Here is an 18852-nt window from a genome sequence, read left to right as displayed (position 1 = left end):
CGGACCGAGCGGAGGTTCAAATCAGGGGCGGATTCAGGGGCATTTGTCGGGATGCGACGGTGGGACGGACCGTAGCGACAGTCGCCACGGCCCCTATTTTTGCGCGGGCGCCTGCGGTTGGGACGGCGGCACGGTCTCGATCAGCTTGCCGGAAAACACCGGCGCGGAGGTCGGCTGGCCGTTCGGCGAGCCGCCGGCCTGCTCGACGGTGACGGCGTAGGTCGCGCCGTTGATGACCTCGGTATCGTAGGAAGCGAGCAGCGGACGCGCGGTGAAATCGCTGGCGCCGATGACGCCGAGCGAGCGCGGGCGCGGCAGCTTGTCCGAGATCAGCCAGAGCTCGAAGCTCTTGCCCGGCTCCGGTGTCGCGCCGACCTTGCGCACCGTGAAATTCCGCGTCGCGCCGTCGATCGTCATGATGAAGGCGGGACCACCGCCCTGGCCCTGCAGCAGCGCGACATATTGCGCGGAGGCGGCGAGCGGCGCCGCCGGCGTCTTCACCTCGACCGTCTGGATGCGCGGCGCGGGACGCAAGGCGCCCGGCAGCGCCTCGGGCAGGAAGATCTGCAGCGACAACGTCACGAGCAGCGCGGCGGCGAGCGCGCCGATTGCGGATGCGACATTGCGCCAGCGCTTCACCCGGCCCTCGAGACGAATCACATTGCTGTCGTCGACCACCGGCGGCTGCGGCGCACGGACGACGTTGGCATCCGGAGCATGGACCTGCGGGATGAATTGCGGCGCGATGTCCGGAAGCGCATCAGGCTCGGGATGCGGCGCCTCGATTGGCCCGGCTTCGGTATGCAGCGTCTCCAGCGGCTGCGAGCTTTCGGACGGAGGCTCCGCAGGTCCCAGCGAGAACGAGTCGGGCACAGGTGGCGGCGGCGGCGGCGAAGCCTCGACGCGCGCGGGCTGCTCCTGCGCGGCGGCCGTGCGCGCGATCTCCGCCCTGATGTTCTCCCACACGATCGGACGCGGCTCGACCGAGCCGACCATCTGGTTGAGCACGCCGAGCCGATAGGCCCAGGCCTGCACGATTTCGGCGAACGCCGGGTCCACCGCCATCATGGTCTCGACCTGCGCGCGCTCGTCGGCGCCGAGCGTACCGAGCGCGTATTCCGCGGCGAGCGCGATATGGTCCTCCGTGTAGGCCATCAATTGCAGTCCAGAACCACCCTCATCATCCAAGCGATCACAGTCCGAGGCACTCCCGGATTTCCAGCATGCTGCGCCGCAGCCACGTCTTCACCGTGTTGACGGGCGCGGCGAATTTCTCCGCCAATTGCTCGCGGCTCCAGCCGTTGTAATAGGCGAGCAGCACGAGCCTCTGACGGTCCGGCTCGAGCCGGCCGACGCATTCCAGGAGCCGCTTCAGCTCCTCGGTCATCTCGCGGCGCGCCAGCGGATCGGGACTTTCGGCCGCCACCTCCATCGCCTGAGGCTCTTCCTCGATGGAGGTTTCCGATTTTTTCCGCACGATGTCGATCGCGCGGTTGCGCGCAATCGAGGCCATCCACGTGATCGGCGACGACAGGGCCGGATTGAACTGGCCGGCGCTGTTCCAGATCTTGACGTAAGTCTCCTGAATGACCTCCTCCGCGAGATCCTGCCTGCGCAAGATACGGAGCACGACGCCATAGAGTTTCGCGCGCGTGGCGGCGTAGAGGCGCTCGAACGCGGCCTGATCGCCCTTTGCCACCGCCTCGATCAACCCGACCAGCTCTGCTGGCGTCAGCATTCAGCCCCCTGAAACGCGGCCCAGTCGCTTCCCTTCACCTCTCCCCGACGGGGAGAGGTCGATTTGCGCAGCAAATCGGGTGAGGGGGCGCAGGGCTGACGGGAGACCGTTACCCCTCACCCGGCGCTCCGCGCCGACCTCTCCCAAGGGAGAGGTGGTCACCGCCGTCGCTGGCACAGCATTCATCCCCGCTACCATAGCGCGCGGCCAAGCCGACCACCAAGGGGCGCGGCGCCTCACTGTGGACAGCACATGCGAAAACCCGGACCTTGCGGGTCCGGGTTTTGGAATTTCTGGATGGTCTGGCGCTAGCGGCTCAGGCGACGGCGCCGATGCGGGCACGCATCAGGCCGATGCTGTCGAGGTCGGCCTGCTCGCGGGCGTTCTCCTCGGCGCGCTCGCGGGCCTGGTCGCGCTCGTCGAGCAGCTCGACCTTTTTCAGCTCCTCGAAGGCCTCGGCCAGTGCGGCCTTGGCCTCCTCGAGCTGGCCCCTGAGTTCGTCGGCCGAACGGGTCAGGTTCTCGCGGCGCTGGATCGCGGCTTTGGCGTAGGTCGGGTAGGCGAAGTGCGAGGGATCGTTGATCCCGGCGCGCTCCTGCTCGGTCTGGATCTCGCGTTCGAGATCGACCGACATGCGCTGGAAGTCGGCGATCATGGTCTCGATCTGGGTGACCCGGCGGCGCTTCTCGTCGACCTGAAATTTCTTCAGGCGGATGAGGGTATCTCGTGACTTCATCGACTCGTACTCCCCAGAAGTCCCCCCGCTGCACGTGGGACGATACCGGTCACCCCACGGGCCCGAAGGGGGCCCAGACCGGCTCTGCTACTCTGTGGGATCGGATGATGACCGGACAAAGTTAGCGTTCCGTTTCCAAATTGCCGAGGATTTGCGCCAATTGGCGATAGCCCTCCGCGAGCGATGCCTTTTCGTCCTTGCGCTGGCGCAGGAAGGCTTCCAGCGGCTCATTCAGGCGGATCGCCTCGTCGACCTCGGGACTGGAGCCGGCGCGGTAGGCGCCGAGACGGATCAATTCCTCCATGTCGGCATAGGTCGCCATCACCTGGCGCGCCTTCTGGATGACCGGCCAGAACTGCGGATCGGCCGATTTCGGCATGGTGCGCGAGACGGATTTGAGAATGTTGATCGCGGGGTAGCGGCCGCGCTCGGCGATCGAGCGCTGCATCACGATATGGCCGTCGAGGATGCCGCGCACGGCATCCGCGATCGGCTCGTTATGGTCGTCGCCGTCGACCAGCACCGTGAAGATCGCGGTGATGGCGCCCTCGCCCAGTCCCGGCCCGGCACGCTCCAAGAGCTTCGGCAACTCGGTGAAGACGGTCGGCGTGTAGCCCTTGGCCGTCGGCGGCTCGCCGGCGGACAGGCCGATCTCGCGCTGGGCCATGGCAAAGCGCGTCACCGAGTCCATCAGGCAGAGCACGTCCTTGTCCTCGTCGCGAAAGTACTCGGCGACCGCGAGCGTGAGGTACGCCGCCTGGCGGCGCATCAGCGCCGGCTCGTCGGAGGTCGCGACCACCACGACCGAGCGCGCAAGGCCCTCCTCGCCGAGATCGTCCTGAAGGAATTCCTGCACCTCGCGGCCGCGTTCGCCGATCAGCCCGATGACGCTGATATCGGCATCGACGTTGCGCGCCAGCATCGACAGCAGCACCGACTTGCCGACGCCGGAACCTGCGAAGATGCCCATGCGCTGACCGCGGCAGCAGGTGAGAAAGGTGTTCATGGCGCGCACGCCGAGATCGAGCGGGCTGCCGACGCGCTTGCGCGAATGTGCAGGCGGCGGCGTATTGCGGAACGGCATCGGCGAAGAGCCTTGCGGCAGCGGCCCCTTGCCGTCGATCGGCTCGCCCAGCGCGTTGACGACGCGGCCGAGCCAGGCCGCGGATGGCCGTACTTGATTGGCGGCGTTGGCGATCACCGCCTTGCAGCCGCGGCGCACGCCCTCGAGGCCGGCGAACGGCATCACCACGGCATTGTTGCCGGAGAAGCCGATCACCTCGCAGGGAATGGTGCGGTTGGCGCCGGTCTCGATCACGAGCCGCGCGCCGACCGACATCGCGTGAATCGGGCCGGCCACCTCGACCATCAGACCGCGAACGCCGACGACGCGGCCATAGATGTTGATGCCGTCGATGTCGCCGATCTGTTCGGCCAGCGCCTTCATAGGGGGGCCTTCATCGGCAGCGCACCTTCATATGAGGGGCCTCATGAGATGGTCGCCTTTGGTGATCCCGGGACATCACGGTGGAAACCTTAAGTTTCGCCATATTTCTGAACGGCGCTTAACTTCGTGTTTACCCGCATCATTAATCATTGCGTCACTGTCTTTGAGACTGAGCGTGACTCCCCTTCAGAAGAAGGCTGAGTCGCGGGAGTCGGTTAGGCCCGTCTCTTAAAGTGGAGCTTGAACGGAATCGGGTAACGAAAGCTGCTTCTCCCGCAAGACCTTAGGGCGATTCGACAAAAATTGCACCGGGGGGACTTGCGTTCCAGAATCAGACTTTGTTAACCATCTGTTGTCAGGATCCGAATCAGTTGTTCAAAGGCGTTTTGTTGAGTGCCGCGAATGCGGCCGACCTGACGCCCAGGAGCGGCGACTATGGGGAACTGGCATGCGCGTTTTGCTGATTGAAGATGACAGCGCCGTCGCGCAGTCGATCGAGCTGATGCTGAAGTCGGAGAGCTTCAACGTCTACACGACCGATTTGGGGGAAGAAGGCGTCGATCTCGGTAAACTATACGATTACGACATTATTCTCCTCGACCTCAACCTGCCCGACATGTCCGGCTACGACGTGCTCAAGCAGCTCCGGGTCTCCAAGATCAAGACACCGATTCTGATCCTCTCCGGCCTCGCCGGCATCGAGGACAAGGTCAAGGGTCTCGGCGTCGGCGCCGACGACTACATGACCAAGCCCTTCCACAAGGACGAGCTGGTGGCCCGCATCCACGCGATCGTGCGCCGCTCCAAGGGCCATGCCCAGTCGGTCATCCAGACCGGCGACCTCGTCGTCAACCTCGACACCAAGACGGTGGAAGTCGGCGGCCAGCGCGTGCATCTGACCGGCAAGGAATATCAGATGCTGGAGCTGCTCAGCTTGCGCAAGGGCACGACCCTCACCAAGGAAATGTTCCTCAACCATCTCTATGGCGGCATGGACGAGCCCGAGCTGAAGATCATCGACGTCTTCATCTGCAAGCTCCGCAAGAAGCTCGCCAACGCCTCCGAGGGCCGCAACTTCATCGAGACCGTCTGGGGCCGCGGCTACGTGCTGCGCGAGCCGCACGAGGCCGACGAGCGCATCCCCGCCTGATCTTAAGGTTACGTCGCGAGCCCAGTCAGGCTCGCTCCTCCCAGCCTGGGCCCCGCCGCAAATGGCGGGGTTTTCGTTTTTGGGGGGTGAGGCTTCATCCGAAGCTTAACGTTTGAACCACTAGCCTTCCCCTGCCGACGAATGGTCGCTGCACGATGGGGGAACGATGATCCTGCAATCACTCGCCGGCCTGCCCGCCTTCCTGGTCTATTTCTGCACCGGGCTGATCGCGATCGTGGCCTATCTGTTCGTCTATACCCGCATCACGGCCCATAACGAGTTCCAGCTCATCCGCGACAACGAGCCGGCTGCGGCGATTGCGCTCGGGCTGAGCCTGCTCGGCTTCGTGGCGCCGCTGGTCAGCGCCATCGCGCATTCGGCGAACGTGCTGGACTGCCTGATCTGGGCGACGATCGCGCTGATCGTGCAGGTCATCGTGTTCTTCCTCATCAAGGTCCCGGTCCCCAACCTCTCGGAGCGGATCTCCGCCGGCGAGCTTGCCCCGGCGATCTGGCTCGGCCTGTCCTCGCTCGCCGCGGGGCTGCTCAACGCCGCCAGCATGATCTACTGACATGGCCGACAAACCCGCCAAGAAGGAGTTCGGCAAGCGCCGGCCGGTGGCCGAGACGCCGCCCTCGCGGCCGCCGATGAAGCGCTCCGGCCACGTCGCGCTGCTGGTGATGGGTACGATCGCCGTCGGCACCACCGCCTACACCTTGATGCCGCGGCAGACCTGCGAGCCCTCCCCCGGCGCCGTGCCGGGGCAGACGACCACAACTTGCACCACCACCAGCAGCAGCAGCAGTTCGTCGGGCGGCAGCAGCTCGCGCTGGTCGTCGCGATCGAGCTTCTTCGAGAGCGATTCATCGAGCCATTCCTCGTCGGGCACGTCGTCGGATTCCGGCCACAGCAGCGTGAGCCGTGGCGGCTTCGGCTCGTTCGGCCATGGCTTCTCCGGCGGGGGTTGACCATGCAACGCATCACTTGCTTGGAGCGCGACGACTGGCGAGAGACCGCGGCGCAATGCGGCTTCGTCTTCCACACCATCGACGGCGAGCGCTATTGGGACGAGCGCGCCTATTACGGCTTCACGCTGGACGAGATCGAGCGCGGCATCGAGACGCCGACCGGCGAGATCGACGCGATGTGCCTCGATCTTGCCGGCCGCGTCATCGGCGACGAGCGCTTCTTGCAGCGCTTGAAGATTCCGGAAGCGTTCTGGAGCCTGATCGCCGAGAGCTGGAAGCGCGACGACCGCAGCCTCTACGGCCGGCTCGATCTGAGGTTCGACGGCAAGTCGCCGGCAAAGCTGCTCGAATACAACGCGGATACGCCGACCTCGATCTTCGAGGCCGCGGTGTTCCAATGGACCTGGCTCGAACAGGCGATCGAACGCCGCATCATCCCCTCGCGCGCCGACCAGTTCAACTCCATCCATGAGCGGCTGATCGCAGCTTGGAAGGAAATCGCTGGCGGTCGTCCCGTCCATCTCACCGGGATCACCGGCAACGAGGAAGACGCCGGCACGCTCGCTTATCTCGAAGACACCGCGCGCCAGGCCGGACTCTCGACGACGCTGCTCGACATCGAACAGGTCGGCTGGCGCGACGAGGCCGGCGGCTTCGTCGATGCTGACGAGAACGATATCGCTCTCGCCTTCAAGCTCTACCCCTGGGAATGGATGTTCCAGGACGCCTTCGGCGCCAAGCTGAAGGATGCGCCGACGCGCTGGATCGAGCCGCCGTGGAAGGCGGTGCTCTCCAACAAGGGCATCTTGCCGCTGCTCTGGGAGATGTTTCCGAATCATCCCAATTTGCTGCCGGCCTTCTTCGAGGATGATCCGCGCGCCGCCGAGCTCGGCTCGTCCTATGTGCGCAAGCCGCTGCTGTCGCGCGAAGGCGCCAATGTCACGCTGGTGTCCGGCGGCATGCAGCTCGACGAGCAGGCAGGGCCCTACGGCGCCGAAGGTTTCGTGCGCCAGGCATTGTCACCGCTGCCGAACTTTTCGGGCTTTTATCCGGTGATCGGAAGCTGGCTGGTGAACCACGAGCCCTGCGGCCTGTCGATCCGCGAGGACGAGAGCCCGATCACAGGCAACCGCTCGCGGTTTTTGCCGCATGCAATTTTGTAATGTCATTCCGGGGCGCGACGCAGTCGCGAGCCCGGAATCCATAACCCCAGGCGGATGGAATGGCTCTCGTCTAACCGCGTGCCTGTTACGACCGCCTGTGATTATGGATTCCGGGCTCCGCGCTTACGCGCGGCCCCGGAATGACAAGAAGCATCTCACCTCGCCGCGGCGAGCTTCAGCGGCTGCGGCATCAATCCGCCCATCGGACGGCCGGAACGCGCGGGGTTGAGCTGATAGAGACCGCGGCGATCGGCGACCGGGCGGAACGCGTCGGTGATGCCGACGACGGATTCGGCGGCGCCAAGCAGCAGCGTGCCGTCCGCCTCCATTGCCTTCGCCATGCGCTCGAAAATCACCGCCTTGGTGTCCTGGTCGAAATAGATCAGCACGTTGCGGCAGAAGATCACGTCGAAGGTGCCGAGATGGGAGAAGTCCTGCAGCAGATTGAGCTGGCGGAACTGCACCATGGCACGAATGTCGGCGTTGAGCTGCCAGAGCTCGCCCACTTGCGTGAAGTATTTCACCAGATGCTGGATCGGCAGGCCGCGCTGTACCTCGAACTGGCTGTACACGCCGGCCTTGGATTTCTCCAGCACCTCCTGCGACAGGTCGGTGGCAACGATCTCGACGCGCCAGCCGGCGAGAGCTGCGCCCATCTCCTTCATGCACATCGCGATCGAATAGGGCTCCTGCCCGGTCGAGGAGGCCGCTGACCAGATGCGAAGCGACTTGCGCGCCGCGCGCGCCTGGATCAGGCCCGGCAGGATGGTGTCGCGCAAATGATCGAACGGGATCTTGTCGCGGTAGAAGAAGGTCTCGTTGGTGGTCATCGCCTCGACCACGTCGGTCGCAAGCCGGCCGTCGCCGTTCCTGATCTTCAGAACGAGATCGGGGATGCCGGGAAGGCTTGCCTTGCGGGCGAGCGGCAGCAGCCGGCTCTCGACCAGATATTGCTTGTCGGCGGAGAGATCGAGACCGGAGCGCTCTTTCAGGAACTTGCGCAGATAGTCGTAATCTGCGGGTGTCACGAGCGGTCTCCCGCGAACAGGCGGTTGACCTTGGCGCCGATCTGGTTGAGCGGCAAGATCGCCGCGCAGATGCCGGCATTGGCCGCCGCGCCCGGCATGCCCCAGACCACGCTGGAGGCTTCGTCCTGCGCGATCACGCTGCCGCCGGCCGCGACGATGTCCTTGCCGCCGCGCATCCCGTCCGAGCCCATGCCGGTCAGGATCACGGAGAGGATGTTGCCGTGCCAGACGTCGATGGCGGAGGTGAAGAGCGGATCGACCGCAGGCTTGCAGAAATTCACGGCGGGGCCGTCGTCGAGCGCGATCACCGGGTCAGCGCCGCTGCGCGCGACACGCATGTGCTTGCCGCCCGGAGCAAGGTAAATCCGTCCCGGCTTCACCGGCTCACCGTCGACCGCCTCGGCCGCCGGCCGGCGGCTCGTGCGCCCCAGATGCTCGGCAAGGATGGTGGTGAAGGTCGGTGGCATGTGCTGGGTGATCAGCACCGGGAAGCGATCGATCACGGGGCCGAGCTCGGTGACGAGCGCCATCAGCGCCTGAGGACCGCCGGTCGAGGAGCCGATCAGCAGCACCTTCGGCGCCTGGGTCGAGAACGGACGTGTCGCTAGCGATCCTGACGAGGGGGCATGCACGGCCGGAGCGGGCGCAGGCGCGGCAGGCCGCGCAACAGGACCGCGGACAACGGGAGCCGGGCTCGCGGGCGCCAGCGGCGGGCTCGCAACCGCAGACTTGCGACGCAGCCGCGCGCCGAGATGGCGGATCTTCTGGATCAGGTCGTGATGGAAAATGTCTGCGGCCGACGCCTCACGCGTCGATTCCGGCTTGGGAATGTAATCGGCCGCGCCGAGCGACAACGCCTTGAAGCTGATCTCCGCGTTGCGGCGGGTCAGCGTCGAAGCCATGATGATGACGAGATCGCGCTTCTTGGCGAGCAGTTGCGGTAGTGCCGAGAGGCCATCGAGCTCGGGCATTTCGATGTCGAGCACGGCAACATCGGGATTGATGCGATCGAGCTGGTTGACCGCCTCGAGCCCGGTGCGCAGCGACGCCGCAACCTCCATGTCGTGCTCGGCACCGATCCAGCGCGAAATCAGACCGCGGATGACGACGGAGTCGTCGACGATCATTACCCGCAAAGGTCCGGCTTCGCGCGACGTGCCCGTGGTCGAATTACCTGCGAACGCAACACTCATTACTCACCAACTCAGACTGAAACGGTTCAGTTGAAAACAAGCGCCGAAGGATCCGTTCAGCCTCCGGGCGATCGCTCAGATCAGGCCGACTTCCTGGAATTTCGCCGTCACGATGTCCTTGTCGAACGGCTTCATGATGTACTCGTTGGCGCCGGCGTGCAGCGCGCGCGCGATATGCGCGACGTCGTTCTCGGTGGTGCAGAACACCACCTTCGGCTGGTCGCCGCCGGGCATGCGGCGGAGATGGCCGAGGAACTCGTAGCCATCCATGACCGGCATGTTCCAGTCGAGCAGCACCGCATCGGGCAGGCCGCGCTTGCAGGCCTCCAGCGCCTTCTCACCATCCTCGGCTTCGAGGATCTGGAAGTCGAGCCCCTCCAGGATCCGGCGCGCAACCTTGCGGATGACGCTGGAATCATCAACGACGAGACACGTTCGCATGTGAACCTCTGCTTCCTCCCCTTTGCGGGGATACTTCCAATTGCGAGCCCGCCGGAGGCAGTGCCGCCGTATCAGGCTGCCATCATCTCGGGCGCGAGCTCGAGGACGCGATCGACGTCGAGCACAACCATGAGCTGGCCGTCGAGGCGGTGGACGCCGCCGGCGAGCTTGGCCATGCGGGGGTCGAGGTTGACGGGGTTCTCCTCCATGCCGGCCTCGGGCAGGCGCAGCACCTCGCCGATCTGGTCGATCAGCAGGCCGTAGGATTCGCCGCGCAGGTCGACGCCGACCGCCATCGGCACCTTGCCGTCTTCGGCCTTGGGCAGGCCGAGGCGGGCACGCATGTCGACCACGGTGACGATGCGGCCGCGCAGATTGAGGACGCCCGCGATCTCGCGCGAGGACAGGGGCACGCGGGTGACGCGCTCGGGCATGAACACGTCCTGGACGCGCGAGATCGGCAGGCCGAACAGCTGGCCGCCGATCATCGCGGTGACGTACTCGACCATGGCGCCTTCAGCGGACTGGGTCTTCTTGCTCATCTCGGTGTCTCCTGATCCCTGTCCTGCTTACGCCGCCGCCCGGCTCAGCTCGGAGGCGCCGGCGGCGCCCGCGGTCTGCTCCTTCAGCGCCGCGATCAGACCGGGACGGTCGAACTTGGCGACATAATCGTGGAAGCCGGCCTGCCGGCCGCGCTCGATCGCCGCCGGCGACACCAGCGCCGAGAGGCCGATGATCGGCGTCGCGGCGAGGTTGTTGTCGGAGCGGACGACTTCCGCGAACTCGAACCCGTTCATGTCGGGCATCTCGATGTCGGTCAGGATCACGTCGAAGTTTTGGGCGCGCAGGGCAGCGAGGCCCTCCTGCGCGGTCGGCGCGGTGCGGACGCGGTAGCCGGCGGCCTTCAGCACCGGCGCCAGCATGTTGCGGAAGAACGCCGAGTCGTCGACCAGCAGCACCGACTGCGAGTGCAGCGACGGCTTCATCTCCTTGCGGGTGAACCAGTCGGCGAACGCCATCGGCAGGAAGTGGCCGACGTCGATCACCTCGGTGGCCTGGCCCTTGATCACGGCCGAGCCGAGAATGCCGGAGGAGGAGCCGCCGACCTCGATGTTGAGGCGTTCCTCGACGATGTCGATGATCTCGTCGACGACGAGGCCCATGGAGCGGCCGTCGTCGGCGAACACCAGGATCGGCTGGGCGCCCTGGCTCGCAATGGTGACGCCGTCCATGGCGACCAGCGGCATCAGCTGCTCGCGGTACTGCACCATGTAGCGGCCGTTACTGAACTCGATCTTGTCGGCGGGCAGCTCTTCCAGGCGCGTGACGAGGCCAAGCGGGACCGCCTTGGGCTGCGACGAGCCGGCGCGGAACACCAAGAGCGAGGTGGTCTGCTCGCCGGAGCCGATGTGATGCGCCCCGTTCTCGTCGCCCATGTCATGGGCCGAGGAGCCGGCGGCGCCGAGCGCTTTGGCAATGCCGTTGGGATCGATGATCATGATCACCGCGCCATCGCCCAGAATGGTGTTGCCGGAGAACATGTCGATGTGACGCAGCTTGGTCGACATCGGCTTGACCACGATTTCTTCGGTGTGGAACACGCCGTCGACGACGATGCCAAAGGTCTGGCTGCCGACCTGGGTGACCACGATGAAGCCGTTCTCGGGATCGCTGGCGGCGCCGTCGTCGATCTTGAGCAGCTTCTTCAGGTGGATCAGCGGCAGCAGCTTGTTGCGCAGGCGCAGCACCGCGGTGTCCTTGATGCGCTCGATGCGGTGCTCGGAGTTGGCGCGGGCCCGCACCAGCTCGACCACCGAGAGCTGCGGAATCGCAAAGCGGTCGCCGGCGGCTTCGACGATCAGCGCCGAGACGATGGCGAGCGTCAGCGGGATCTTGATGGTGACGGAGGAGCCCTCGCCGGCCACGCTCTTGATGTCGATGGTGCCGCCGATCTGGTCGATATTGGTGCGGACCACGTCCATGCCGACGCCGCGGCCGGAGACCGAGGTGATGGCGGCCGCCGTGGAGAAGCCCGGCGCGAAGATGAACTTGTGGATCTGGGCTTCGCTCATCTTCTCCAGCTCGGCCTCGGTGACGAGACCTGAGGAAAGCGCCTTGGCCTTGATCTTCTCGGTGTTGAGGCCGCGGCCGTTGTCGGCGATGCAGATGATGATGTGGCCGCCCTCGTGATAGGCGGAGAGGCGGATGGTGCCCTGCTCGCCCTTGCCGCTGGCGAGGCGTTCGGCGGGGGTCTCGAGGCCATGATCGGCGGAGTTGCGCACCATGTGGGTGAGCGGGTCCTTGATCAAATCGAGCACCTGGCGGTCGAGCTCGGTGTCGGCGCCGTGCATCTCGAGCTCGATCTGCTTGCCGAGTTCGGATGAGAGGTCGCGGACGATGCGGGGCAGCTTCTGCCAGGCATTGCCGATCGGCTGCATGCGCGTCTTCATGACGCCCTCCTGCAGCTCGGCGGTGACGTTGGAGAGGCGCTGCAAGGGCACCTTGAACTCGGTGTCCTCGTTGCGGCGGGAGATCTCCAGGAGCTGGTTGCGGGTCAGGACCAGCTCGGAGACCATGGTCATCAGGTGCTCCAGCGTATCCACGTTGACGCGGATCGACTGGTTGGCGATGCGGTCGCCCTCGCCCGCCATCTCGTCGGCCATCGACTTCTTCGCGGCCTTCTCCTTGGGCGCCTTTGCGGCTTCCTTGGCAACGGCGGCTTCGGCAGCCGGCGCAGGTGCAGCCTTGACCTCAGTCTTGGCCACGGGCGCGGCGACCGGCGCTTCGATCGCGGTCTCGCGGAAGGCGCGCTCGAGCTCGTCGAGCGAGACCTCGCCCGGACGCAGCGGGCGCTCCAGGGTCTGCTCGACCAGCGAGCCCGTGGTCATCTCCTTGGCCGGCGCCGCGGCAACTGGTGCTTCCGGCGCCAACGGCGGCGCGTCGGCAACGGGGGTGCCGGCCGGCATCGGCTGCGCCGAGCCTGACATGGCGGCCATGCCCTGCTCGACCATGGCCTCCAGCTTGTCGATGAGATCGCGGTCGTTCCCTTCAGGCTCGGCCTCGGTTGCCTCCAGGCCGGCCAAAATCTCCTTGATGCGGTCGATCGAGGACAGGATCACCGTCACCGCCTCGGCGGTGACAGGCATGCCGTCACGGAATTTGCCCATCAGGGTCTCGCCGGCATGCGCCAGCGCTTCCAGCCGCGGCAGGCCGAGAAAGCCGCAGGTGCCCTTGATGGTGTGGACCAGGCGGAAGATGTTATCCAGGATCTTGGCGTTGTTCGGCTCCTGCTCGAACTTCACCAGCTGATTGTCCACGGTGTCCAGGCTCTCGCTGGTCTCCGTCAGAAACTCCCGCAACAGATCATCCATGAAAACAGGCCTTCATACAGGAAGGGCGCGCACGAGGCGTGATGCGCCATTTCGGAATGGGGCCAGCTTCACCGCAAAGCGTTTAATATTGGTTGAGTATGTGCAAAAGAACGGAACCAACAAAGAGATAAGGCGCTCCGGACAAGCCGAAGCGCCTCGTAAAGATTGGATTAACGCTTCGCGAGCGACGCTTCGCGTTTACGAAGCGATAACGATGATTGCTTCGCCTTCCGGCTTGAGCGTCACGGTGAGCCCGCAGGCCTGCGCGAGCAGCCGCGTATAATAAGGCTGGATCGCATGGGCATCCGCAGCCGGCCCGCGCTCGCCGCTCAGGAGCTCGGAGATGTTCTGCGGCAGGCGCGCATTGTGTCCGGTCGCGGTGATGCGAAAGCTCATCGCCTCGCCCTCGCCGACCGGATCGACCATCAGCATGCCGCCGCGCGGGATCGTGTGCTGGGCGACGACCAGCATGTTGAGCAGCAGCTTGACGCGGTTCTTCGGCAGCAGCAGCCGCGGCAGATTCCACGTGATCGAGCACTTGCCGTCCTCGATATGGCCCTTCGCCATGGTCTGGGCATCGCCGAGATCGATCTGCGCGCCGGACGAGCCGGCCGCGCCGAAGGCAAGGCGGCAGAACTGGAGCCGGGCGGAGGCCGTCTTGGCACTCTTGCGAATCAGGTCGAGCGCGAACTCGCGGTCCTCGGGCTTGGGATCGTCGTCGAGCACTTCGAGCCCGTTGACGATGGCGCCGACGGGGCTGATGAGATCGTGGCAGACCCGCGAGCACAACAGCGCGGCGAGTTCGAGCATATCGGGAGCAGTAGCGGTCGCGGGCGACGAAGCGTCAGACATATAATGGGGTCCTGGAGGGTTCCTGGAATTGCACGGCGCTGGACGCCGCGAATCACGCATGCTTGACGGATGCTGCGGGTTCTAACATTCGCAACCCCGCGGCAGCTAGCTTGCGATCGGCTCGAGGCGGCCATAAGCCCAAGCGAATCGATCGGGGCGAATCAGTGGACGAGGAACGATTTTGCCGACAGATGAGGCATGCAGGTGAAGCGGATCATTGACGGAGCGGCCGCCTTTGGCCTGATGGAGCCGCTGACCGCGCTGGTGGTGAAGGCGGGCGAGGCGATCCTCGCCGTCAACCGCGCTGCCATGCGGATCGACGGCAAGCAGGATGGCTCGCCGGTGACCGAGGCTGACCTTGCCGCCGACCGCATCATCGCGGACGGCCTCGCGCAGCTCGCGGGCGACGTTCCGACGCTGTCAGAGGAGCGGACCGGGCTCGCCTCCCCGCCGTTTCAGGGCAGCTTCTTCCTGATCGATCCGCTCGACGGCACCAAGGAGTTCGTCGCCGGCCGCGACGAATTCACGGTCAATCTCGCATTGGTGACGGAAGGCGTACCGCTGCTCGGCATCGTGTCCGCCCCCGCGCTCGGCCTGCTCTGGCGCGGCATCGTCGGCCACGGCGCCGAACGCGTGAGGTTCAACGGCGCGACGATCGCCGGCGCCGAGCCGATCCGCACCCGCAAGCTGCCGACGCGAGGGGAGCCCTGGATCGCGGCGGTGAGCCGTTCGCATGGCGATGCCAGAAGCGAGGCGTTCATCGACAACAGGCCCAGTGCGGACCGGATGACGTGCGGCTCGGCCGTGAAATTCGGCCGGATCGCGGAAGGCAGCGCCGACATCTATCCCCGTTTCGGGCCGACCTCGGAATGGGACGTCGGGGCCGGCTGCGCAGTCGTGACCGCGGCCGGCGGCAAGGTAACCGATGGCAAGGGCGGCGAGCTCCGATTCGGCCAGCGCAGCGATACCGGCTTCATCATCCCGGAATTCATCGCCTGGGGCGACCCGCAGGCGGTAGGCTGCTACTGACCGGGCTCGCTTACTGCCCGAGCTTCTCCTGCAGGGCCGGCCAGCGCTTGCCCACCTCATAGAGGAAGCGATCGGGATCGGCGACGAAGGCGTCGCGATTGTCTTCCCGGCTGAACAGATAGAGCCGCTGCGCCACGATCGCGAAGAAATGCGGATTGCCGGCAACGGTGACGCCGCGGGCGATGTCGGCTGGATCATAGCCGCCGAACTGCGGTCCGTAGATCTCGGGATGGGCCTGGAAAGAGGCGCGGTTGCCCTCGTTCCGGAAGCGCCAGACGGCGCCCCAGAGGTTCGCCTCGAACTCCGCCGTCCCCTGCACGGCCGCGCCGGCGACGAAATAGGCGACGGGGTCGAAACCCTCGATGGCGACGCCGGTGAAGCGGTTGACGACGATCCGCTCGGTGGTGGCGGCCCCTGCCGGCCCCCCCGCGCCGACGATCCAAATGCCCGCAAGCAGGCAGAGGCGGCGGGCGATCAAGGCAATTCCGGGGCGCAAAGGGCTATCTTCCTGCCGTTGTGCCGTCATAGTTGCTGCGGATAACATCCGAGTCGAGGGGACATCCGGCGCAACCTAGAGCCGTGCCTGTTGGCGTCAGGTTAAGGAAGCGACCGGATTCGATACCAGGGGTTCTTTTATGACTTTCGCATCACGCCTTGCTGCGCTCGCGCTTGCCGGGATGATCGGCTGGATCGTGCCGGCCTCCGCCCAGCAGGCGCCGCCGCCTGACCTGCCGCCGCCGCAACGGACCCCGACGCCCAACACCTATGGGCCGGACGAGCTCGTCACCGCCGGCCATCGCTTCTTCGGCAACGTCTCGCGCGGGCTCGCCTCGATCATCGAGAAGGCGGTCAGCCAATGGGGCCTGCCGAACGGCTACATCCTGGGTGAAGAAGGCTCCGGCGCCTTCGTCGCCGGCCTGCGCTACGGCGAAGGCACGCTCTACACCAAGAACGCCGGCGATTTGCGCGTCTATTGGCAGGGCCCCTCGCTCGGCTTCGACTGGGGCGGCGACGGCGCGCGCACCATGACGCTGGTCTACAATCTGCCCGCCACCAATGCGATCTACCAGCGCTTCGGCGGCATCGACGGTTCGGCCTACATCATCGGCGGCTTCGGCATGACGGCGCTCACCGCCAACAACATCGTGCTGGTGCCGATCCGCTCCGGGCTCGGCCTGCGGCTGGGCGCCAATATCGGCTATCTCAAATACACCCCGCGCGCGACCTGGAACCCGTTCTAGGCCCCCGCCCTCCCCACTGCCCACCGATCAAGGTTAACGACAGCGCGGGGCTGGCTTTTTGCCGGCCCGCCATGGCATTGTCGTTGGTGAATTTTTCCTTAAGCTTGGGAGTTATGGCCCATGGTCGAACCGATCATGTACCTGGCGATCGGTTTCCTGCTCTCCATGCTGTGCGGGCTCGCAATCGTGCCGCTGGTGCATAACCGCGCGGTGCGCCTGACCACGCGCCGGTTAGAGGCCGCCACCCCGCTGTCGATGGCCGAGATCCAGGCCGACAAGGACCAGCTCCGCGCCGAGTTCGCCATGTCCGCCCGGCGGCTCGAGATGAGCGTCGAGCAGCTCAAGAACAAGACCACGAGCCAGCTGGCCGAGCTCGGCAAGAAGAGCGACGCCATCAACCGCATGAAGATCGAGCTCGGCGAGAAGAACGCCACGATCTTCGCGCTGGAGGCGCGCGAGAAGGCGGTGAAGGAGCAGCTCCGCGCCACCGAGGAGGAGTTCAGCGCCAAGACGGAAGCCTTGCGCCAGGCCGAGATCGCGCTGGCCGACAAGCAGGCCGAGCTCGCCAAGATCAACTCCGAACTGTCCGACCGCTCGATGATGGCGGAGAGCCGCCAGGTCGAGCTGGTCGCGGTGCGAACGCAGATCGAGGAATTGAAGCACCGCGTCGGCGATGCCGAGAAGGAATTTGCCGCGACGCAAGCGCGTCTCGCACAGGAGCGCACCGAATCCGAGACCGCCTCGCGCGAGCTCAACGAGGCGCGCGGCCGCGTCGAGAATCTGAGCCAGCGCGTCACCGAGCTCGACCGCCAGCTCATCGTGCAGGTCAAGGAGGCCGAGATGCTGTCGAGCCGCGTCGCCGATCTCGAAGGACGCCTTGCCACGCAGGGCAAGCTGCTCGCCGAGCGCGACTACGAGAACAACCAGCTGCGCCAGGCCAACGAGGCCAACGAGCGCACCATCAAGGAGCTGCGCGTCGAGATCGCGGGCCTCAGCGGCGGCAAGTCGTCGGCTGCGATGGAGCAGCTGCGTGCGGAAAAGGCCACGCTGGAGGAGCAGCTGCGCAGCGCGCGCGACGAGCGCGCGAAACTCCAGCGCGACATCAACGCGATCCAGCAGCAGGCCGAGAGTTCCTGGGCGACGGAGCGGATGGAGAACGCGCTGCTGCGCGAACGCATCAACGACATCGCGGCCGAAGTCGCCAAGCTCGCGATGCAGCTCGAAGGCCCGAACTCGCCGATCGAGGCGCTGCTCGCGGCCGAGGCCGGCCAGCCGCCGAAGCCCGCGCCGCGCCCGGCCAACGACGCCGCGACCAATGGCGCTCCAGCGGCCCGCCTGCCCGAAGGCGGCGGAACGCTCGCCGAGCGCATCCGCGCGCTCCAGGCCCACGCCTCCCGCGCCCGCCAGCAGGGCGCGTAACCGGCCAAAATCCGGCTTCCCTAGCAAATCGGCCGACCTGCCGAAGGTTTTCCGCCCCCGCGACGCCTGAAAACTTGACACCTTCGGCCGGCACTTCTAAATCGCGGGCTCCAATGTGCCGGCCGGCCGAAAGGTCCGGCCGCCTGCATGATGGTCCCGGGCGCATAGCTCAGCGGGAGAGCGTTCCCTTCACACGGGAGAGGTCCAAGGTTCGATCCCTTGTGCGCCCACCACGCTTCGCCAAAGGCTTCGCGTGGCGCAACCACGCCCAATAGTAGCGACGCGTGTCCGGCGTAGCTCGAAGAGCGCAGACGGACTGGGAGTCTTGCTTCCGCTCCGTCAAAAATTCGAAAACAACCCCATGCACAGTAGACGGCATCAGCCGGATCAAGGGGTTACGCCTTTTCCGAAGTCGCGTTTGACTTGTCGGGCAAAACAGGGGCAGGATGGCATCGTCGGGAGAGGCCTTACAGATAATCGTCGCGGCTGGAGCGGACGGACGCATCGATGAGCGGGACGTCGGCTCACGGAGCCCGAACTGGCAAGCGCTGTTCTGCAACCACCCGCACGGGCGGAAAAGAAACGCAATCCACGACGTCGAACATCACGGTGATGCTCCCGTCGAATGACTGCGCGAAAGCGATCGCGTCATCACGCTTTGCGTCGGCGATTTGTGTGCCGAGCGTGCAATGAGGTCGCCAGTTTCCCGGCCGATAGTGCAGCCGACAAAAGGCTGGATCGATCGCAGCGCTGATCGAAGCATGCCACCGGACGAGCGTTTCATCGAATTCCGGCTCCGCCCAGAGCACCAGCGGCGGACCTGCGAACCAACGAATTCGCTTGAACGCGACGAGTAGTTGCCCTTCGCCTCCTACCGCGCGGAGCATGGTCTCCCACGCGATCTTCGCGGTAACCTCGGGCGTATCATAGATGGCGAATGTAAAATGCGGCCGATAGGCGAGAGCCCTCATCGAAGGCTGGCTCTCAAACGCGGCAACTTCATCCCACAAGGCTTCGATCCGCTTTGCCGAGGGATCGTCGGACCGAATGTTGATAGCCAAAGCCAAGCGCTGTCG

General features: G+C 65.6%; 19 protein-coding genes and 1 tRNA gene. 8 read left to right on the top strand and 12 right to left on the bottom strand.

The genetic code is table 11. The features are described 5' to 3' along the window. Positions 1-93: 93 nt before the first annotated feature. The 4 genes from N2602_RS08170 to fliI form a co-directional block, all read right to left on the bottom strand. Entirely contained in the window at positions 94-1155 is a 1062-nt protein-coding gene (locus N2602_RS08170) for an anti-sigma factor domain-containing protein (protein ID WP_172789640.1), read from the bottom strand. Between the two features lie 37 nt (positions 1156-1192). Continuing rightward, positions 1193-1738 carry a sigma-70 family RNA polymerase sigma factor gene (locus N2602_RS08165; RefSeq protein ID WP_172789639.1) on the bottom strand — a complete coding sequence of 182 codons (546 nt, stop codon included), beginning with the start codon at positions 1736-1738 and terminating at the stop codon, positions 1193-1195. A 316-nt stretch (positions 1739-2054) separates the two neighbouring features. Further along, positions 2055-2474, bottom strand: a complete 420-nt coding sequence (fliJ, locus tag N2602_RS08160) for a flagellar export protein FliJ (protein ID WP_172789638.1) — start codon at positions 2472-2474, stop codon at positions 2055-2057. Between the two features lie 121 nt (positions 2475-2595). Further along, positions 2596-3921, bottom strand: coding sequence for a flagellar protein export ATPase FliI (fliI, locus tag N2602_RS08155; RefSeq protein ID WP_172789637.1), 1326 nt, complete (start codon positions 3919-3921; stop codon positions 2596-2598). Positions 3922-4369: 448 nt separating this feature from the next. On the opposite strand from fliI, the gene ctrA reads away from it, so the two are divergent. From ctrA to N2602_RS08135, 4 genes are all read left to right on the top strand, one after another. After that, on the top strand, positions 4370-5071 hold the full coding sequence (ctrA, locus tag N2602_RS08150; RefSeq protein ID WP_016848562.1) for a response regulator transcription factor CtrA: 702 nt from the start codon (positions 4370-4372) through the stop codon (positions 5069-5071). A gap of 166 nt (positions 5072-5237) precedes the next feature. Then, positions 5238-5642, top strand: a complete 405-nt coding sequence (locus N2602_RS08145) for a DUF350 domain-containing protein (protein WP_172789636.1) — start codon at positions 5238-5240, stop codon at positions 5640-5642. 1 nt (position 5643) lies between these two features. Beyond that, positions 5644-6039, top strand: a complete 396-nt coding sequence (locus tag N2602_RS08140; protein ID WP_260382294.1) for a hypothetical protein — start codon at positions 5644-5646, stop codon at positions 6037-6039. Between the two features lie 2 nt (positions 6040-6041). Continuing rightward, the gene (locus N2602_RS08135) at positions 6042-7202 is read left to right on the top strand and encodes a glutathionylspermidine synthase family protein (RefSeq protein WP_260382293.1); all 1161 of its coding nucleotides are present in this window, start codon (positions 6042-6044) and stop codon (positions 7200-7202) included. Positions 7203-7357: 155 nt separating this feature from the next. Here the strand turns inward: N2602_RS08135 and N2602_RS08130 are convergent, their stop codons facing one another. From N2602_RS08130 to chpT, 6 genes are all read right to left on the bottom strand, one after another. Then, positions 7358-8230 (bottom strand): protein-glutamate O-methyltransferase CheR, encoded by an 873-nt coding sequence (locus tag N2602_RS08130; RefSeq protein ID WP_172789633.1) that lies wholly within the window; start codon positions 8228-8230, stop codon positions 7358-7360. Continuing rightward, entirely contained in the window at positions 8227-9423 is a 1197-nt protein-coding gene (locus tag N2602_RS08125) for a chemotaxis response regulator protein-glutamate methylesterase (protein ID WP_260382292.1), read from the bottom strand. The genes N2602_RS08130 and N2602_RS08125 overlap by 4 nt, the downstream gene beginning before the upstream one ends. A 75-nt stretch (positions 9424-9498) precedes the next feature. Then, positions 9499-9864, bottom strand: coding sequence for a PleD family two-component system response regulator (locus tag N2602_RS08120; protein ID WP_007600538.1), 366 nt, complete (start codon positions 9862-9864; stop codon positions 9499-9501). 71 nt (positions 9865-9935) lie between these two features. After that, positions 9936-10406 carry a chemotaxis protein CheW gene (locus tag N2602_RS08115; protein ID WP_260382291.1) on the bottom strand — a complete coding sequence of 157 codons (471 nt, stop codon included), beginning with the start codon at positions 10404-10406 and terminating at the stop codon, positions 9936-9938. 27 nt (positions 10407-10433) lie between these two features. After that, positions 10434-13235: a hybrid sensor histidine kinase/response regulator gene (locus tag N2602_RS08110; RefSeq protein WP_260382290.1), complete on the bottom strand. Its 2802-nt coding sequence runs from the start codon at positions 13233-13235 to the stop codon at positions 10434-10436. 198 nt (positions 13236-13433) lie between these two features. Beyond that, on the bottom strand, positions 13434-14087 hold the full coding sequence (gene chpT / locus N2602_RS08105) for a histidine phosphotransferase ChpT (protein WP_260382289.1): 654 nt from the start codon (positions 14085-14087) through the stop codon (positions 13434-13436). 198 nt (positions 14088-14285) lie between these two features. Here chpT and N2602_RS08100 point away from each other — a divergent pair, with 198 nt between their 5' ends. Beyond that, a complete protein-coding gene (locus N2602_RS08100) occupies positions 14286-15116 on the top strand; it encodes a 3'(2'),5'-bisphosphate nucleotidase CysQ (protein WP_260382288.1) in 831 nt (276 codons plus the stop codon). Positions 15117-15126: 10 nt separating this feature from the next. Here the strand turns inward: N2602_RS08100 and N2602_RS08095 are convergent, their stop codons facing one another. Then, positions 15127-15612, bottom strand: coding sequence for a YHS domain-containing (seleno)protein (locus tag N2602_RS08095; RefSeq protein ID WP_212260416.1), 486 nt, complete (start codon positions 15610-15612; stop codon positions 15127-15129). Between the two features lie 139 nt (positions 15613-15751). Between N2602_RS08095 and N2602_RS08090 the strand changes: the two genes are divergently transcribed. The 3 genes from N2602_RS08090 (at position 15752) to N2602_RS08080 (ending at position 18009) form a co-directional block, all read left to right on the top strand. Continuing rightward, on the top strand, positions 15752-16357 hold the full coding sequence (locus tag N2602_RS08090; RefSeq protein ID WP_172788390.1) for a DUF1134 domain-containing protein: 606 nt from the start codon (positions 15752-15754) through the stop codon (positions 16355-16357). Between the two features lie 120 nt (positions 16358-16477). Next, on the top strand, positions 16478-17776 hold the full coding sequence (locus N2602_RS08085; RefSeq protein WP_172788391.1) for a hypothetical protein: 1299 nt from the start codon (positions 16478-16480) through the stop codon (positions 17774-17776). A 158-nt stretch (positions 17777-17934) separates the two neighbouring features. Further along, positions 17935-18009, top strand: a tRNA-Val gene (locus N2602_RS08080). A 291-nt stretch (positions 18010-18300) separates the two neighbouring features. On the opposite strand, the gene N2602_RS08075 is transcribed toward N2602_RS08080, so the two are convergent. After that, a complete protein-coding gene (locus tag N2602_RS08075) occupies positions 18301-18843 on the bottom strand; it encodes a 2'-5' RNA ligase family protein (RefSeq protein WP_260382287.1) in 543 nt (180 codons plus the stop codon). Positions 18844-18852 lie beyond the last annotated feature (9 nt).

It is taken from the genome of Bradyrhizobium sp. NC92, from assembly GCF_025200865.1.
Classification (GTDB): Bacteria; Pseudomonadota; Alphaproteobacteria; order Rhizobiales; family Xanthobacteraceae; genus Bradyrhizobium.
Note: the sequence above shows the minus strand (reverse complement) of the source record. Positions and strands in the feature narration are given on the sequence as shown.